This window comes from Bradyrhizobium sp. JHI2711 (assembly GCF_056156565.1).
This window is the reverse complement of record NZ_JBPZPT010000002.1, coordinates 1,909,929-1,926,411: the sequence shown is the minus strand read 5'-3', so window position 1 is coordinate 1,926,411 and position 16,483 is coordinate 1,909,929. Positions and strand designations below refer to the sequence as shown.

The following is a 16,483-nucleotide window of genomic DNA, read 5'->3' as shown; positions in this document are numbered from 1 at the left end:
GCTAGCCGCCCCTCATCACGTCGGCGAGCTTCGGCCAGGACGATGCCTCATTGGTCTCATGCGCCGGCGCCGCGGTGCGCTCGGCCGCGCGCAGCTTTGCCGAGCGCGCGCGCGGATTGTGCGCAACTTCGTCCTCGCCGGCGACGACCGGCCGCCGCGTCAGCAGCTGGAAGCTCGGCGCAATTTGCGCGACTTCCGGCAGATGCCGCGAGCCGCCGCCCGTCTTGGAGCGCTCGGCGAGGAAATTCTTGACGATGCGGTCTTCCAGCGAATGGAAAGAGACGACGACGAGGCGGCCGCCGGGCTTGAGCACGCGCTCGGCCGCAGCGAGCGCGGTCTGGAGCTCCTCGAGCTCCTCGTTGACGAAGATGCGCAGCGCCTGGAACGTCCGTGTCGCCGGGTGAATGTCGCCGGGCTTCGATCGCACCACCCTGCCGACGAGATCGGCGAGCGCGTGCGTGGTCGTGAACGGAGTTTCCTGCCGATCCGCCACGATGGCGCGGGCGATGCGGCGCGAATGCCGCTCCTCGCCGAAGAGATAGATGATGTCGGCAAGATCGCCTTCCGAGGCGCGCGCGACGATTTCGGCCGCGGTCGGACCTGTCTGCCCCATCCGCATGTCAAGCGGACCGTCGAGGCGGAAGGAGAAGCCGCGGCCGGCTTGGTCGAGCTGCATCGAGGATACCCCGACATCCATCACGACGCCCTCGACGCCATCGACGCCCTGCGCGTCGCAAACTTCGGCGAGATTGGAGAAGCGGTCCTCGACCAGCGTCAGCCGGCCCGCGGCGCGTTCGACCAGCTCGGCACCGCCGGCAATCGCGGTGCGGTCGCGATCGATGGCAATCAATCGGGTTCCCGGCACGTCCAGGATCGCGCGGCTATAGCCGCCGGCGCCAAAAGTGGCATCGACGTAGACGCCGCCCTCGCGCGGGGCGAGATGCGCGATGGCCTCACGGCCAAGAACGGGGATGTGCGGAACCGAACTCATGCGCGACGCCTGCCGGCCGCCGGCCGAGATACCCAAGCGGAATCGAGGCCGAACAAGCCCATAACGCCTCGAATCATTGCGCGTCGCGGCGGTTCCACGACAAAGCCCCCGTCCAGCATGGTTACCAAGCCCGATCGTCCCGGGCCACAAACCCAGTGTTCCCAGCGGAATTTGTCGGGCAGCCATGGGATTTCGAGCCAAAATACGCTTTGGCCGCCTCCGGACGCGGGTCGGCTCTTCATCCCTCAGTAACGGCCCTTAGCGTTAAGAAAGCGTTGCTCGGTTCGTGACAAGTGGAAAAGGTGACGATGGAGTGATGCGTCATCCACACACATTGCCAAAATGAATCCGTTAACCGCGCCGCGCAATTGCGCGCGATGGAGGGTAAAGGAATAGTAAAGAGAAGGGCTTGCCCCACTCTCCGTCCATTGAGCTGCTCATGCCCTCGGGTTCGTCCACGCCTGGATCTGATTCGAAGCGTCACCGCGTTCTCCCGGTTCCCAAGACCGTGGCGGGCCTGCGCACCTTCGAGCCCGATTCCTCGATCGTCTCCGACATCATCCCCTCCCCGAACCATGGCGAGCGCAGCAAGGGACGGCAGCCGGACATGATCGTGCTGCACTACACCGGCATGCCCGATGTCGAAGGCGCGCTGGCGCGCCTCTGCACCGCCGGCACCGAAGTGTCGGCGCATTATGTCGTGCTGGAGGACGGCCGCATCGTGCAATGCGTGCCTGAGGCCAAGCGTGCCTGGCACGCGGGCGTCTCCTCCTGGGCCGGCGAGGACGACATCAACTCCTGTTCGATCGGCATCGAGATCATCAATCGCGGCCATGACTGGGGCTATCCTGAGTTTCCGCTGCGCCAGATTGCCGCCGTGATCGCGCTGTGCCGCGGCATCATGCTCCGCCGCAAGGTGCCGGCGCACCGGGTGCTCGGCCATTCCGACGTCGCGCCCGCCCGCAAGAAGGATCCCGGCGAGAAATTTCCGTGGCATTCGCTGGCCAATTCCGGCGTCGGCCACTGGGTGACGCCCGCGCCGATCGTCCGCGGCGAGACTCTCATGCTCGGCACCATCAGCGACGCGGTGCTGAGCATGCAGCAGGCGCTGGCAAGATACGGCTATGGCGTGCCCCTGAACGGCAAGTACGACGCTGCGACGATGGAAGTCGTCACCGCCTTCCAGCGCCATTTCCGCCCGGCGCGGCTGGACGGCGTCGCCGATCACTCGACGCTGTCGACCTTACAGGCGCTGCTGGCGAGCTTGCCGGCGGAAGGAACGCCGGTGGCGTCGACATAGCAGACGTCTTCCGAGAATGTGACCTCTTGCTCCGTCATGCCCGGGCTTGTCCCGGCCATGACGGAAACTCAATCCATCTCCCTCATCCTTCGCGCATAGAGCCTTCGCAACGGCTCGAGCTGCGTCGCCACCGTCGCCGCACGATAGGCCTCGCGCGCCTCCTCCGTCCTGCCGAGCCGCCGCAACAGATCCGCGCGTACGGCGGGCAACAGCTCATAGCCGCGAAGCCCGCCGCGCGCGGCGATCGCATCGACGAGATCGAGCGCTCGTGCCGGCCCATCGACCATCGACAGCGCCGCGGCGTGATTGAGCTCGATCACGGGCGACGGATTGATGCGCAGCAGCACCTCGTACAGCCCCGCAATCTGCGGCCAGTCGGTCTCCTCGAAGCTCGGCGCACGCGCATGCAGCGCGGCGATCGCGGCCTGCACCGCATAGGGTTGTGGCCGGCCCGGCACGCGCAGCGCGTGCTCCACCAGCCGCAGCCCCTCGTCGATCTGCGCGCGGTGCCACAGCGAGCGGTCCTGCTCTTCGAGCAGGACGATGTCGCCGGCCGGCGTCTGTCGCCCGGCGCGGCGCGCGTCGTGCAGCAGCATCAGGGCCAGCAGGCCCTTGATGCCGGCGCGGTCGGGCATCAGCCGGTTCAGCAGGCGGCCAAGCCGGATGGCTTCGCTCGCCAGATCAGGCCGCATCAAGTCCGCGCCCTCGGTTGCGACATAGCCTTCGGTGAAGACGAGATAGACCACGGCGAGCACGCCATCGAGCCGCGGCGCCAGCATCTCGCGTTCCGGCACCTCATAGGGGATGCCGGCAAGCCTGATCTTCTGCTTGGCACGGACGAGCCGCTGCGCCATCGCCTCCTCGCCGACGAGGAAGGCGCGTGCCACCTGCGCCGTCGACAGTCCGCACACGGTGCGCAGCGTCAGTGCGACCTGGACCTCGGGCGCGAACGCGGGATGGCAGCAGGTGAAGATCAGCCGCAGCATGTCGTCGTCGAGCGTTGCGGTCGGCTCGTCCGGGCCCAGCGCGTTGAGCTCGAGCTCGTGCACCAGCGCCTGCTGCTTGCCGCGGAAGACAGCCTGACGGCGGATGCGATCGATCGCCTTATGCTTGGCGACGTTGACGAGCCAGGCGCGCGGATTGTCGGGGACCTCACACGCCCAGCGTTCCAGCGCGACCGCAAACGCATCCTGCAGCGCGTCCTCGGCGAGATCGAAATCGCCGACGAGACGGATCAGCGTGGCCAGCGCCCGCCCCGCCTCGTCGCGGAAGACCTTGTCGATCTCGCTCGGGGTCATGTCACGCGATCCCCTCTCGTCATTCCGGGGCGCGGCAAAGCCGCGAGCCCGGAATCCATAACCACGATTCGGGGATATGGATTCCGGGCCTGCGCCTTGCGGCGCATCCCGGAATGACGAAGGTGAGAGAGCCGTCACTTCTCATAGACCCAGATCGGCCGCACCTCGATCGAGCCGATGCGTGCGCTCGGAATCCGCGCCGCGATCTCGATGGCGGCGTTGAGATCCTTGGCTTCGATCAGGTAATAGCCGCCGAGCTGCTCGCGCGTTTCCGCGAACGGACCATCGGTCGTCAGCGTCTTTCCGTCGCGCACGCGCACCGTTGTCGCGGTCGTGGTCGGCTGCAAGCGGTCGCCGGCCTTGAAATTGCCGTTCTGGATGATGTCTTGCGTGAAGGATTGATACTCGGCCAGGATTTTCTGGCTGGTCGCCGCGTCGATCTTCGCGTACTCGACCTCGTTCTGATAGATCATCAGCAGATATTGCATTGCTTCACTCCTGTGTTCGGCTGTGTTGCCGACAACCAGTCGAACGGGCGGCGCGCCAAACGACATCTTCAGGATAAAATATTTCGGGCGGGCCGTGCACGGCGATATCGGCTTGACGAAACCGTCACAAATGCCCCATGCGTTATCAGTCAGTCGGCCGGACGGCCGCTCCGGCAGGTGCCGAAAGGCCGCCGGGGAGGAAAGTCCGGGCTCCCTTGACATGCGGTGCCGGATAACGTCCGGCGGGGGTGACCCCAGGGAAAGTGCCACAGAGAACGAACCGCCCGCCTTCGCCCTCCGGGGCTTCGGCGCGGTAAGGGTGAAAAGGTGCGGTAAGAGCGCACCGCGGGTCCGGCAACGGAGCCGGCATGGCAAACCCCACCGGGAGCAAAACCGAATAGGGACGGCTCAAGCGGGCTGTTCGCGAAAGCGATAACGCCGCGGGGCGATGTCAGGCCCGCCGTCCGGGTAGGTTGCTCGAGGCCGTGTGCAAACATGGTCCCAGAGGAATGGCCGTCACGTATCGTTCGCGCAAGCGGACGGTGCCCTACAGAACCCGGCTTACAGGCCGGCTGATATCTTGCGACGAGGGGCTCGATGCTGACCGCATCGAGCCCCTCACCAATTTGGCGGAGCGCGCAGCCATTCAACCGCTGTCATTCCGGGGCTCGCGAAGCGAGAGCCCGGAATCCATCGGGCGGCAGAGACTGCAGAGAAATGGATTCTCAGATGCGCAATTGCGCATCGTAGCTCGTGCTGCGCACGCCCCGGAATGACGGCTGCGACCTATGCGACGATCTCGTCCAACACCGCCATCAACGCCTCCGGCGCCGTCACATTCGGCGCGTGGCTAGCGTCGAGCTCGACATAGCGCCAGCCCTCCTCGCTCTTCGTGCGCTGGGCAAACTGCCCGAACACATCGCCGGGCGGAAGGCGCGTGCAGTAGATGTAGCTGCGCGGCATCGCCGGCTCGCCATGTTCGAGCCTCAGGCGCGTCTCGAAGCACTTGATCGGCATCGGAACACGGCGCGCGTTGAGCCAGTCGAGATCGGCCGGCGAGGTGTCCGGCGGCGGCGGGTTCGGCGGGATGCGATAGCCGTCGCCCGAGCTGACTGCCTTGCGCATCGGCTCGCGCCCGCCCTCGTTGAGGTCGAACAGCGACTGGCCGTCACGCGGCACGAAGGCGTCGAGATAGATCAGTTCCGTTACGCGCTCGCGCGCACGGTCGGCGACGCCGGTCGCAACCATGCCGCCATAGCTGTGCCCGAGCAGCACGATGTCGCTGAGATCCTCGAACGCGATGACGTTGAGGATGTCCTGGATATGGGTGTCGAGATCGACCGAAGGATTGGCCAGATGCGCGCGCTCTCCGAGGCCCGTATAGGTCGGCGCCACCAGGCGGTGGCCGGCCTGCACCATCAGCGGGTGCATCTTCTTCCAGGCCCATCCGCCGGACCATGCGCCGTGACAGAGCAGGAAGGTCTTCGCACGCGGGGCCATCGGCGTTTCCATCGTTCTTGCTTGATACGATGGAGTGTAGCGGCATGCCGCGCGATGTAAACGCCGCCTCAGGCGGCGCGCGTGTCCTTCACCAGCACCGGCGCAAGCTCGCCGGCCTCGCGCCGCAGCTTGCCCGCCTCGAAACCATGCATGCCGAGCTGCCATTGCAGGCCGACGATGGCGCCCTTGGTCGGTTGCAGCAGCGCGAGTGAGGCGAACAGCGTCACCGGCAGCCACACCGCGAGCTGCAGCCACTCCGGCGGCGCGTAGGCGGTCTCGACCGCGAGGATTGCCGGCACCACGAGATGGCCGACCACCACCATCACGAGATAGGCGGGAAAATCGTCGGCGCGCTGGTGGAACAGCTCCTCGCCGCAATGGTCGCAAGCCTGCGTCACTTTCAGGAAGCGGCCGAACATGTGCCCTTCTCCGCAATTCGGGCATTTGCCGCTGAAGCCGCGCCACATCGCCTTGGCCAGAGAGACCGTCGCCAGAGAGACAGACATGACCACACCTCTTCCTTTTCGATGATCCATACAATAATATCTTGCATCCATACATTCAAAGGTTATAGGCCTAAATTGCATGGAATGGATCCCTACAATCTCGGAGCTTTCGGGCCCGCGCTACCAGCGCATCGTCGAGGCCATGGAGGCCGATATTGCCGCCGGCAGGCTGGTGCGCGGTCAGCAGCTGCCGACGCAGCGCGCGCTGGCAAGGGCCCTCGGCATCGACCTCACCACGGTGACGCGCGCCTACACCGAGGCGCGGCGCCGCGGCATCATGGAAGCCAGGGTCGGACAGGGCTCGTTCGTCTCGGAGACCAGCGCGCGGCGCGCGGTTGACCTGCCGCACCCGGTCGCGATCGACCTGTCGATGAACGTGCCGCCGCACCCGCTGGAGGCGCAGCTCGACGAGCGCATCATCGCCGGGCTCGAAGCCCTCCGCGCGCAATCGGGCCTGACGGCGTATCTCAACTACCAGCCGCCCGGCGGCAGCGCGCATGAGCGCGAGGTCGCGACGCGCTGGATGCGCGCCCGCGTTCCGCATGCACAGGCCGACCGGCTGGTGATCTTTCCCGGCGCTCAGACGATCCTCTTCAACCTGCTCGCCCATCTTGCGCGACCCGGCGACACCGTACTGACCGAAGCGCTCACCTTCCCCGGCATCAAGGCCGCCGCGGCACTGCTCGGTGTCAAGCTCGTCGGTGTCCCCATGGATGAGGACGGCATCCTGCCGGATGCGCTGGCAAAGGCGTGCCGCGTGCATACGCCGAAAGCCGTCTATCTCATTCCGACGCTGCACAATCCGACCACGGCGACGCTTTCCGCCGAGCGGCGCGGCACTATTGCGAAGATCATCCGCGATGCCGGCACCATCCTGATCGAGGACGACGCCTACGGGCTGCTCGACCGCTCGGCCTCGCCGATCGCGAACCTCATTCCGGAGCGGACTTATCTTGCAACGACGCTGTCAAAATGCATCGCGCCGGCGCTGCGTGTTGCCTATCTGGTGACGCCCGACAGCGGCGCGCAGCGGGACATGCGCACCTCCTTGCAGGCGACCGTGCAAATGCCGGCGCCCTTGATGGTCGCGCTGGTGACGCATTGGATCGAAAACGGCATCGCCGATCGCATCATCAGCGCCATCCGCAACGAAGCGGTCGGGCGCCAGCAGCTCGCGCAACGCGCGCTGAAAGGCTTTCAGTTCCTCGCCAGGCCCGCGGCGCATCATCTCTGGCTGCGGCTGCCGGAAGGACGCCCCGACGTCGCGGCACATCTGCTGCGGAACGGGCTTGCGGTCGTCGCCGGCGATGCCTTCACCGTCGACGGGGCACCGCCGCATGCGGCACGCGTCTCGCTCGGCGCGGCCCGAAACAGATCGGAATTGACGGAAGCGCTGCGTATCCTGGTCGGCGCGCTGCACAAGCCTGCCGATACGAGGCAGATCGTCTAAAGCGGAAATGGTTTCCTTCACCTCTCCCGCTTGCGAGAGAGCATAGGCCGCCTTCGGCGGCCGTCCTCCAAGAACGCCGAGGCGAAGCCTCGGCTTTGCCGAAGGCGCGGGTGAGGGCTTTCTCCTCTTGGGGATTGTCCCGTTGTGGAGACACCCTCTCCCAACCCTCTCCCGCAAGCGGGAGAGGGAGCGCACCTCCCTCGTAGCAATCGAGCTATATTCATCGCACTTTAGATCACCGACGGTGAAGCGCCCGCAGAGCACGCTTGCATGCGGCATGGATTGACCTCGATGGCGGCAGGCATGTTATGCGAGCCGTGCGATCAACCGTTCGGGGTCGCCGCTTGCGACAAGGACAATCCGTTGGAAACGCTCACCTACGTCCTGCTGCTGCTCGGCGCGCTCGCCGGCGGCTTCGTCTCGGGACTGGCCGGCTTCGGCACGGCGCTGATGGCACTCGGCATCTGGCTCTACGTGCTGCCGCCCTCGCTCGCGGTGCCCCTGGTGCTGATCTGCTCGGTCATCGCGCAGACCTCGACGCTGCCCTCGATGTGGAAGAATTTCGATCTCTCGCTGGTCTGGCCGTTCCTGATCGGTGGACTGATTGGCGTGCCGCTCGGGACCATGATGGTCGCCTCCGCGGACCCGGAGGTGTTCAGGCTGAGCGTCGGCGTGCTGATCCTGATCTTTTCGAGCGCACTGTATCTGAACAAGAGGCCGCTCGCGATCAAGATCGGCGGCCGGATCGCAGACGGTGCGATCGGCTTTGCCGGCGGCATTCTGGGCGGACTTGCCGGATTGTCCGGCCCGCTGCCGATCCTGTGGGCCAACATCCGCGGCTGGAACAAGCACGAGCGGCGCGGCATCTTCCAACTCTTTAACTTCACGGTGCTCGCCACCGCGCTGGTGTTGCAGACGGCATCAGGTCTCGTCGCCCTCAAGGTGGTCTGGCTCGCGGCCGTCGCGTTTCCGGGCACGCTGATCGGCGCATGGGCGGGCGCGCGCGTCTACCATGCGCTGAACGACAAGCATTTCGGCGATGTCGTGCTCGGCCTCTTGTTTCTGTCGGGCCTGACGCTCGTCTGGAACAGCCTTGGCGCGCATTAAAGCGCCGCGAACTCGCGGGAGGTCACTTTCGCTACGCGGGAGCACGGGCGGAAGGCGCGACCGGCTTGGCTTCCACCGTCTCCGCGGCCTGGTCCCGCGGCGCGAAGCGCTTGCCGAACTCGCGGCGCAGCAGCCACAAGCTCAAGCCGGCCTGCAGCGTCGTCGCCGCGATCGAAAGATACCAGACGTGCTCGATGCGGAATCCGGGTCGCGTCGACAGCCAGAGCACCGGCAGCGAATAGGTGAGCACGCGCGTCATCGAGCTCAGCAGCACAGGCTTGGTGTTGCCGAGGCCTTGGAACATGCTCGAGCAGGTGAAGATGAGCCCCTGTGCCACCATGTTGAGCGAGATGATCCGCAGGAACAGGTAGGCGACCTCCATCGTCGCCCGATCGTTCGAGAATCCGGCCAGCAGCAGCTCCGGCTTCAGCTGCGCGAGGATCATGAAGCCGACCGCCACGATGGAGGTGATCAGCGCCGATTTGACGAAAGTCTCTCGCACCCGCGCGGCGTCGCCAGCGCCGAAATTCTGGCCGGCGATCGGCCCGGCCGCCAGTGCAACCGCGAGCGCCGGCATCTGGATGAGGGCGAGGACGCGCTGGCCGATACCGAAGCCTGCCTGTGCCGCCGCGCCGAAGTCGCGCAGCACGTAGTAGACTACCGCCATGAAGATAAACATCATTGCGAACTCGCCGCCGGCCGGCAGACCGACATTGAGGATGCGCTTGAAGTGGCGTGGTTGCGGACGCCACTGCACCGGATTGAATGCAACGTAGCGCTCGACCTTGCGAAAATACGCCAGCAGCATCAGGACGCCGGCGCCCACCGCGATCGTGCTCGCCAGTCCGGCGCCGGCGACACCGAGCGGATAACCGGTGCCCCAGCCGGAGATCAGGACCGGCGCCAGTGCAATGTTGATGATGACGGCAAGGACCCGCACCAACATGGCGGGGCGCACGATGCCGGTCGCGCTGAGCGCGGAGGCAATGACTTGCATGACGAATTCCAGCGCGAGCGCCGGCATGAACCACAACAGATAAGTGGTCCCCGCCTCGATCGTGGCCTGGTCAGCGGCGATCGAACGCATGTAAAGACGCGACAGCACCGCTCCCGTGACCAGGGTCAGCAGGCCGAACAGCACCGACAGCGCGACCGCCTGATTGAAGATCAGATTGGCGTCCCGCCGGTCCTTGCGTCCCACCGCATGCGCAATCAGCGCCACTGTCCCGACGCCGAGCACCTGTATCAGGCCGTTGACGAGAAAGCCGGCATTTCCCGCGGCGGCCACGCCTGCCACTGCGGCATCACCTAGCCCCGACACGAAGTAGAGATCGACCAGCTGGCAGATCATGATCGAGATCATGCCGGCCATGATCGGAGGCGCCATGCTCAGGATGTGGCTAGCGATGGAGCCGCGCGTCAGGTCTTTCATCTCATTCCATCCCTCGACGCCGTGACGGCGGGACTTCGCCCCGCCGCCGCGCGCCTCACTCCGCTGCTGCGATCTGTCCGAGCTCCACCACCTGACGCTCGAACAGGCCGCGATAGATGCCCCCTTGCTTGGCTGCGAGCACCGTATGCGTGCCCTGCTCGACGATCTCGCCGCGGTCGAACACCAGGATGCGATCGAGGCTCCTCACCGTCGACAGCCGGTGCGCGATCACGATCGAGGTGCGCCCCTTCATCAGCCGCTCCATCGCCTCCTGGATCAGCGCCTCCGATTCCGAATCGAGGCTCGAGGTCGCCTCGTCCAGGATCAGCACCGGCGCATCCGCCAGGAAGGCGCGCGCCAGCGCGACGCGCTGCCGCTCGCCGCCCGACAGCTTGACGCCGCGCTCGCCGACCAGCGTGCCGTAGCCCTTCGGCAGGCGCAGGATGAAGTCATGCGCGTTGGCGAGGCGGGCCGCCTGCTCGATCGCTTCAAGGCTGGCACCGGGCCGGCCATAGGCGATGTTCTCGGCGAGCGTGCGGTGAAACAGGATCGGCTCCTGCTGCACGATCGCGATCTGGCTGCGCAGCGATTGCTGCGTGGCGAGCGCGATATCCTGCCCGTCGATCAGCACGCGGCCGCCGGTGACGTCGTAGAGCCGCTGCACCAGCTTGACGAAGGTGGTCTTGCCGGAGCCGGAGCGGCCGACCAGGCCGACCCGCTCGCCGGCGCGGATCCTGACCGACAAGCCGTCGTACAGCGGCACGCGATGGCCGCCATAGTGGAACGTGACGTCGTCGAACACGATCTCGCCGCCCTCGATCGCGATCGGCCGCGCGTCGGCCGCATCGGCAATGCCGATCGGCTCGTCATGGATCGCCACCAGCTCGTCCATGTCGTTGACCGAGCGCTGGAGGTTGTTGATGTGCATGCCGACGTCGCGCAAATAGGCGTGGATGATGTAGTAGCTGGTCAGCACATAAGTGACGTCGCCGGGCGAGGCGTGACCTGACATCCACAGCAGCACCGATCCGCCGATCACGGACGCGCGCAGGCACAGCAGCAGCGAGAGCTGCGACATCGCCGTGTAATTATAGCGGTACCAGGTCCGCCGCACGCGCACGCGCCAGCGGTTGATGACACCGGCGAGCCGCGTGTCCTCGCGCGACTCCGCGCCGAAGGATTTCACCACGGCATTGCAGGTCAGCGCATCCGCCAACGTGCCGCCGACCTTGGTGTCCCAGGCATTGGAGACGCGGGCCGCCGGCGCGATGTAGCGGGTCGAGAGCACCACCGTGATCGTGACGTAGAAGATCGCCCCGATCGCGATCACCACGCCAAGCGAGGCCCAGTGCATCCCGATCAGGATCATCGAGCCCACCAGCACCAGCAGCGAGGGCGCCAGCGCCATCAGGATGGTGTCGTTGAGCAGGTCGAGCGCCCACATGCCGCGAGTGATCTTCCGCACCGTGGAGCCGGCAAAGGAGTTCGCATGCCAGTCGGTCGAGAAGCGCTGCACGCGGGTGAATGCCTCTTGTGCGACGTCCGACATGGTTTTGAGCGTGAACGGCACGATCGCCTGCAACCCTGCGAGCCGCAGCACCACCGAGGCCGCGCCCAGCGCCACGATGGCGCCGAACGCGACCAGCGCGGCATGGCGCGCATCGGGATCGGACGGTCCGCGGGTCAACGCATCGACCAGATGTCCGGAGAAGACCGGCATGAACAGGTCGGCGACGGTTGCGCCCAACAGGCCGCCGGCCACGACGAGGCCGCGCACCGGCTGCTTCAGCCAGTGCCGGAAGACGAAGGGCAGCACCACGCGAATGGCGGCGGGCTTCTTTGACAGAGCGGTCATGGCATCATCCGGCCGCTTCGCGCGGGCCGGCTCCATCGATGGACGCGAGTCGGCCCAAAGGCCGCGACGGCGTCACGTAAGACTGACTTTGACTTGGGAAACGAAGCGATCGGGACGCTTGGCCAAAACCTTGGCCCAATCGAAGCTGGCGGAAGAGGCCTCTAACAGGCCGCGTACATACCGAGCCAGAACGTGATCGAGGTCATCATCGAGCGCGGGCGTACGATCTGCGATTGCGACGACATCATGCAAATCTCTCCCCGGTTCGAATGAATGAGGTGCGCTTTATAGATGTGTCGCCAGCCGATTGCAACGGGGCTCGCGCGAGATCACGCACGAGTGTTGCAAATTAGTGCGCGTCGCCGGCCGCGCCGAACGGGGAAGCCGGCTTGTTCAGCAGCGCGACCAGCAGGCTGAGACCGAGATAGAACAGCGCCAGCATGAGGAAGACATCGCCGAAGCTCATCACCACGGCCTGACGATGCACGATCTGGCTGAGCTGCTTCATCGCCATCAGCGCGGAATCGCCGAGCCCCTGGAACTTCTGCATCAACATGGTCAGGGTTTCAGTCGCGGTCGCGTTGCCCCAGGTCACCCGCTCCTGCAGGCGGACGATGTGCAGGTCGGTGCGTTCGTTGAGCACGGTGTTGATGACGGCGAGGCCGACCGCGCCGCCGAGATTGCGCATCAGGTTGAACAGTCCGCTCGCGTTCTTCACCTTCTCGGGCGCGAGCGTGCCGAGCGCGATGTTGTTGGTCGGCACCATCGCGAACATCATGCCGATGCCGCGCAGGATTTGCGGCACCAGCAGCTCGTAGAAATCGTATTCGCGCGTGATAAAGGTCATCTGGTAGGAGCCGATCGCGAACACGATGAGGCCGAATGCGATCATGTAGCGCATGTCGACCTTCGCCATGAGCCGGCCGACCAGCGGCGCGACCAGGAACATGGTGATGCCGGAGACGAACATGGTCTCGCCGATCATCAGCGCGCTGTAGCCGCGCACTTCGGCGAGATAGCGCGGGTAGATGTAGGTCAGGCCGTAGAGGCCGATGCCGATGCAGAATTGCAGCGTGCATCCGACGGCGAAATTGCGGTCGGAGAAGGTGCGCAGATTGACGATCGGCTCGGCCGCCGTGAACACGCGCCAGAAGAAGGCGATGGCCGAGAGACCGCTGATCCAGGCGCAGATCGCGACCGACGTGTCCTGCATCCATTGATGTTGCGATCCTTCCTCCAGCACGTATTCCAGCGTGCCGAGGAAGCTCGCCATGAACAGCAGGCCCCACCAGTCGAAGCGGTCGAGCAATTCGAAATGCGGCTCGTCGAAATCGACCAGCGCCAGCACACCTAATGTAATGCCGATGCCGGGCACGACGTTGATGAAGAACAGCCAGTTCCACGACATCAGGTCGGTGATGTAGCCGCCGACCGTCGGCCCGATGGTCGGGGCCAGCGTCGCGACGAGGCCGATGATGGGTCCGACGATGTGGAATTTGGTGCGCGGGAAGACGGTGTAGGCCGAAGCGAACACGGTCGGGATCATGCCGGCGCCGAGAAAGCCCTGCAGCGCACGCCAGAGGATCATCTCCTCGATCGTCGTGGCGAAGCCGCAAAGCAGGCTTGCGGCGGTGAAGCCCGCCGCCGAGATCGCGAACAGCAGCCGCGTGCCGAAGGCGCGCGACAGGAAACCCGACAGCGGGATCGCGATCACCTCGGCGATCAGATAGGCGGTCTGAACCCAGGACACCTCGCTGGAGCTCGCCGACAGCCCGGCCTGGATTTCGCTCAACGAGGCCGAGACGATCTGGATGTCCAGGATCGACATGAACATCCCGAACACCATGATGATGAACGCGAACAGCCGCTTCGGCGCAATGCGCTCCGAAGCGGGATCCGCCATCATGGCAGGTGAAGCGGTGGTGGCGGTGGCCATGTGTCAGCTCGGACTCATCTCACCTCTCCCGCAAGCGGGAGAGGGAGCGCACCTGCATTCGGGGCAGCGGCGCGGCTCATGTCATCGTTCCTACTGCGGATGAACCGCGGTGGGATGGTCGAGGTCGACCTCGCTGTCGGCGTCGGCGGCGCCCTTGTTGGTGTCGACGGTGGCGTAGACCGACATGCCGGCGCGGAGCAGGTTCTGCTTCGCCACCGATTTGGGCACGCGAATGCGGACCGGCACGCGCTGCACGATCTTGGTGAAATTGCCGGTGGCGTTGTCAGGCGGCAGCAGCGTGAATACCGAACCCGCGCCGGCCGCGATGCTGTCGACCACGCCGGAAAACTTGCGCATGCCATAGGCATCGACCTTGATCGTCACCGGCTGTCCCGGGCGGATGCGCTTGAGCTGCGTCTCCTTGAAATTCGCGTCGATATAGACCTCGTCCAGCGGCACGATGTTGCCGAGGCGCTGGCCGACCGCGACGAAGTCGCCGGTGTTGACCAGGCGGTTCGAGAACGTGCCGTTGACCGGCGCGCGCACCGCGGTGAAGCCGAGGTCGCGCTCGGCCTTGGCCAGCGTGGTCTTGAGCTCGGCGAGCTGGGCCTGCGCTTCGGCTTGCTGCGCCTTGGCGACGTCGACATTGCTGACGGCAACCTCATAGGCGGCCTTCGCGGCCTTGACCGCGGCGGCGCCCTGGTCGCGTCCGGCCTCCGAGCTTTCGAAGGTGGCGCGCGAGGCAAAGCCCTTGCTGCTCAGCGCCTGCTGGCGCTCGTAATCGAGGTCGGCGCGCTTGAGGCCCGCTTCCGCGGAGACGAGCTGCGCCTTGGCCTGGGCGACCTGGCTATCGAGTGCGGCGACCTGGCGGCCGATGCGATCGATGGTGGTCTGCTGGGTCGCGATCTTGGTCGCGGCGGCTTGGACCGCGATCCTGTAATCGCCGTCGTCGATGCGGAAGATGATGTCGCCGGCCTGGACGGGCGTGTTGTCGCCGGCGAGGATCGCGGAGATATGGCCGGCAACGCGCGCGCCGAGCATGGTGTTGTTGGCGCGGACATAGGCATCGTCGGTCGAGATGTAGAAGCGGCCGACCAGCGTGTAATAGCCGGCATAGCCCGCAACGGCGAACGCGAGCGCGAGGCCGAGGCCGGTCAGGACGAATTTGCGCTTGCCGGATTTGGGCGCAGCGGCGGCGGGCGCTTCCGCCCCGGGTGCCGGCGGCTTGTCGGTCACCGGACTCTCCGGCGCCTCGCGGGTCGGACGCTTCGCCTCCTCGGCGACATGAGGGCGCAGTTGCTCGGCAGGGAGTGCGGATGCCTCGGAGCCAGGATCGCCGCCCGCCTGGCCCTCCACCGCTTCCTGGCGAAGGACGCGAGCCGTCTGGTCTCTCGATGCGGCCATCCAGGCCTCCCCACAAACGCAACCGAGGGCGCCCGCTGTTGCGGGCGGTCTCCTCGCTACATCTCAAATACCATTGACCGAACGGTTCGGTCAATATAGAGATTATGTCCTGCAGACCTTAATGCCGCGAATCCTTCGTTGGCGTTTCATGGCCCTGATCCGAACCAAAAAGCTTCCGAGACCCTAAACCAATGGTTGTAGCTGCCGGCGAACAATTGCACGTCGTCCCGGACGAGGACAATTCCAAGCGCCGCCAGATTCTGGACGGCGCCCGCAAGGTGTTCATGGATCTTGGCTTCGACGGCGCCAGCATGGGCGAGATCGCCCGCGCCGCGCAGGTCTCCAAGGGCACGCTCTACGTCTATTTCGCCGACAAATTCGCGCTGTTCGAAGCCATCGTCGAACAGGAGGCGCTCCAGCATGGCCAGGTCGTGTTCAGTTTCGATCCCGAGCGCGAGGCCGAGACCACGCTGAAGGAGTTCGGCCTCGCCTATCTTCACCTGGTCTGCCGCCCCGGTGGCGGATCGGCGATCCGCACCGTGATGGCGATCGCCGAGCGCATGCCGGATGTCGGCCGCCGTTACTATGCGCGCGTGCTGGACAAGAGCATCAACCGCCTCTCCAACTATCTCAAGGCCCGTGTCGCCTCGGGCGATCTCGCGATCGACGATTGCGATCTCGCCGCCTCGCAGTTCATGGAGCTCAGCAAGGCCTCGCTGTTCCTGCCCTTCGTGTTCCAGGCGGCGCCCGCGCCGTCGGAACAGCGCATGAGTGCGGTGGTCGAGAGCGCGACGCGGATGTTCCTGGCGGCGTACAAGGCGAAGTAACAGCGCGTTGCACGTGCGAGCCGAGCCGCCCTATATTGCGGCCATGTCTCGAGATCTTCGCCCGCCGGTCGACATCCTCCACTACGAGATCGTCCAGGAACAGGCCTCGGCTCTGGGACGGATGGGCCGCGCCCTCGAACAAAGCCTGTCGCGTTTGCGCGAGTTCGACGCCGCCCACGCCGCGGCCGAATTGCCGGAAGCGATGCAACCGGCTAGGCGCAAGCTGGTGCTGGAAGCCGGCCAGGCGCTTTGGATGTTCGTGGTGCAACGCGAGGCGTCCGGCTTACGCGACAGCCGCCACATCATGCGCACCTACAACGTCCCGGGTGAGGTGCAGCGCTGCATGGGGCTGGCACCCGCGCCGCGGAAGCCGGCCGCGGGGTGAACTC

General features: G+C 65.7%; 14 protein-coding genes and 1 other RNA gene. 6 read left to right on the top strand and 9 right to left on the bottom strand.

The features are described from left to right. Nucleotide 1: 1 nt before the first annotated feature. Nucleotides 2–991 carry a 16S rRNA (cytosine(1402)-N(4))-methyltransferase RsmH gene (gene rsmH, locus ACTEK7_RS21620; protein WP_225146931.1) on the bottom strand — a complete coding sequence of 330 codons (990 nt, stop codon included), beginning with the start codon at nucleotides 989–991 and terminating at the stop codon, nucleotides 2–4. Nucleotides 992–1,508: 517 nt separating this feature from the next. Here rsmH and ACTEK7_RS21615 point away from each other — a divergent pair. Next, nucleotides 1,509–2,291, top strand: coding sequence for an N-acetylmuramoyl-L-alanine amidase (locus tag ACTEK7_RS21615; RefSeq protein WP_463671659.1), 783 nt, complete (start codon nucleotides 1,509–1,511; stop codon nucleotides 2,289–2,291). A gap of 68 nt (nucleotides 2,292–2,359) precedes the next feature. On the opposite strand, the gene ACTEK7_RS21610 is transcribed toward ACTEK7_RS21615, so the two are convergent. Further along, a complete protein-coding gene (locus ACTEK7_RS21610; RefSeq protein WP_225146929.1) occupies nucleotides 2,360–3,589 on the bottom strand; it encodes an RNA polymerase sigma factor in 1,230 nt (409 codons plus the stop codon). 134 nt (nucleotides 3,590–3,723) lie between these two features. Further along, complete coding sequence (locus ACTEK7_RS21605; RefSeq protein ID WP_074447535.1) at nucleotides 3,724–4,077, bottom strand: YciI family protein; 354 nt, start codon at nucleotides 4,075–4,077, stop codon at nucleotides 3,724–3,726. A gap of 149 nt (nucleotides 4,078–4,226) precedes the next feature. On the opposite strand from ACTEK7_RS21605, the gene rnpB reads away from it, so the two are divergent. Beyond that, nucleotides 4,227–4,657: RNase P RNA component class A (gene rnpB, locus ACTEK7_RS21600), an RNA gene on the top strand. A gap of 206 nt (nucleotides 4,658–4,863) precedes the next feature. Here rnpB and ACTEK7_RS21595 read toward each other — a convergent pair. Continuing rightward, nucleotides 4,864–5,577 carry an alpha/beta fold hydrolase gene (locus tag ACTEK7_RS21595; RefSeq protein WP_225146928.1) on the bottom strand — a complete coding sequence of 238 codons (714 nt, stop codon included), beginning with the start codon at nucleotides 5,575–5,577 and terminating at the stop codon, nucleotides 4,864–4,866. A 68-nt stretch (nucleotides 5,578–5,645) separates the two neighbouring features. Beyond that, entirely contained in the window at nucleotides 5,646–6,083 is a 438-nt protein-coding gene (locus ACTEK7_RS21590; protein WP_036003474.1) for a DUF983 domain-containing protein, read from the bottom strand. A gap of 79 nt (nucleotides 6,084–6,162) precedes the next feature. Here ACTEK7_RS21590 and ACTEK7_RS21585 point away from each other — a divergent pair, with 79 nt between their 5' ends. Next, nucleotides 6,163–7,533 (top strand): aminotransferase-like domain-containing protein, encoded by a 1,371-nt coding sequence (locus ACTEK7_RS21585; protein ID WP_225146927.1) that lies wholly within the window; start codon nucleotides 6,163–6,165, stop codon nucleotides 7,531–7,533. A gap of 363 nt (nucleotides 7,534–7,896) precedes the next feature. Then, nucleotides 7,897–8,640, top strand: coding sequence for a sulfite exporter TauE/SafE family protein (locus ACTEK7_RS21580; protein WP_036038352.1), 744 nt, complete (start codon nucleotides 7,897–7,899; stop codon nucleotides 8,638–8,640). A 31-nt stretch (nucleotides 8,641–8,671) separates the two neighbouring features. On the opposite strand, the gene ACTEK7_RS21575 is transcribed toward ACTEK7_RS21580, so the two are convergent. The 4 genes from ACTEK7_RS21575 to ACTEK7_RS21560 all read right to left on the bottom strand — a co-directional run bounded on the left by ACTEK7_RS21575 (nucleotide 8,672) and on the right by ACTEK7_RS21560 (nucleotide 15,267). Beyond that, entirely contained in the window at nucleotides 8,672–10,072 is a 1,401-nt protein-coding gene (locus tag ACTEK7_RS21575; RefSeq protein ID WP_225146926.1) for an MATE family efflux transporter, read from the bottom strand. Nucleotides 10,073–10,127: 55 nt separating this feature from the next. Further along, the gene (locus tag ACTEK7_RS21570; protein WP_036003502.1) at nucleotides 10,128–11,927 is read right to left on the bottom strand and encodes an ABC transporter ATP-binding protein; all 1,800 of its coding nucleotides are present in this window, start codon (nucleotides 11,925–11,927) and stop codon (nucleotides 10,128–10,130) included. Between the two features lie 349 nt (nucleotides 11,928–12,276). Further along, complete coding sequence (locus ACTEK7_RS21565) at nucleotides 12,277–13,863, bottom strand: DHA2 family efflux MFS transporter permease subunit (protein ID WP_057026936.1); 1,587 nt, start codon at nucleotides 13,861–13,863, stop codon at nucleotides 12,277–12,279. Nucleotides 13,864–13,953: 90 nt separating this feature from the next. Further along, the gene (locus ACTEK7_RS21560; RefSeq protein ID WP_036028410.1) at nucleotides 13,954–15,267 is read right to left on the bottom strand and encodes an HlyD family secretion protein; all 1,314 of its coding nucleotides are present in this window, start codon (nucleotides 15,265–15,267) and stop codon (nucleotides 13,954–13,956) included. Nucleotides 15,268–15,458: 191 nt separating this feature from the next. Between ACTEK7_RS21560 and ACTEK7_RS21555 the strand changes: the two genes are divergently transcribed. Both ACTEK7_RS21555 and ACTEK7_RS21550 read left to right on the top strand, forming a co-directional pair. Continuing rightward, nucleotides 15,459–16,094, top strand: a complete 636-nt coding sequence (locus tag ACTEK7_RS21555) for a TetR/AcrR family transcriptional regulator (protein WP_225146925.1) — start codon at nucleotides 15,459–15,461, stop codon at nucleotides 16,092–16,094. Nucleotides 16,095–16,137: 43 nt separating this feature from the next. Next, nucleotides 16,138–16,479, top strand: coding sequence for a DUF6665 family protein (locus tag ACTEK7_RS21550; RefSeq protein ID WP_036028416.1), 342 nt, complete (start codon nucleotides 16,138–16,140; stop codon nucleotides 16,477–16,479). Nucleotides 16,480–16,483 lie beyond the last annotated feature (4 nt).

What these genes read in the sequence shown, in the direction of transcription:
- rsmH (WP_225146931.1), bottom strand. Translation starts at nt 991, where the DNA reads ATGAGTTCGGTTCCGCACATCCCCGTTCTTGGCCGTGAGGCCATCGCG.
- ACTEK7_RS21560 (WP_036028410.1), bottom strand. Translation starts at nt 15,267, where the DNA reads ATGGCCGCATCGAGAGACCAGACGGCTCGCGTCCTTCGCCAGGAAGCG.
- ACTEK7_RS21590 (WP_036003474.1), bottom strand. Translation starts at nt 6,083, where the DNA reads ATGTCTGTCTCTCTGGCGACGGTCTCTCTGGCCAAGGCGATGTGGCGC.
- ACTEK7_RS21605 (WP_074447535.1), bottom strand. Translation starts at nt 4,077, where the DNA reads ATGCAATATCTGCTGATGATCTATCAGAACGAGGTCGAGTACGCGAAG.
- ACTEK7_RS21575 (WP_225146926.1), bottom strand. Translation starts at nt 10,072, where the DNA reads ATGAAAGACCTGACGCGCGGCTCCATCGCTAGCCACATCCTGAGCATG.
- ACTEK7_RS21555 (WP_225146925.1), top strand. Translation starts at nt 15,459, where the DNA reads ATGGTTGTAGCTGCCGGCGAACAATTGCACGTCGTCCCGGACGAGGAC.
- ACTEK7_RS21610 (WP_225146929.1), bottom strand. Translation starts at nt 3,589, where the DNA reads ATGACCCCGAGCGAGATCGACAAGGTCTTCCGCGACGAGGCGGGGCGG.
- ACTEK7_RS21570 (WP_036003502.1), bottom strand. Translation starts at nt 11,927, where the DNA reads ATGACCGCTCTGTCAAAGAAGCCCGCCGCCATTCGCGTGGTGCTGCCC.
- ACTEK7_RS21565 (WP_057026936.1), bottom strand. Translation starts at nt 13,863, where the DNA reads ATGGCCACCGCCACCACCGCTTCACCTGCCATGATGGCGGATCCCGCT.
- ACTEK7_RS21585 (WP_225146927.1), top strand. Translation starts at nt 6,163, where the DNA reads ATGGAATGGATCCCTACAATCTCGGAGCTTTCGGGCCCGCGCTACCAG.
- ACTEK7_RS21550 (WP_036028416.1), top strand. Translation starts at nt 16,138, where the DNA reads ATGTCTCGAGATCTTCGCCCGCCGGTCGACATCCTCCACTACGAGATC.
- ACTEK7_RS21595 (WP_225146928.1), bottom strand. Translation starts at nt 5,577, where the DNA reads ATGGCCCCGCGTGCGAAGACCTTCCTGCTCTGTCACGGCGCATGGTCC.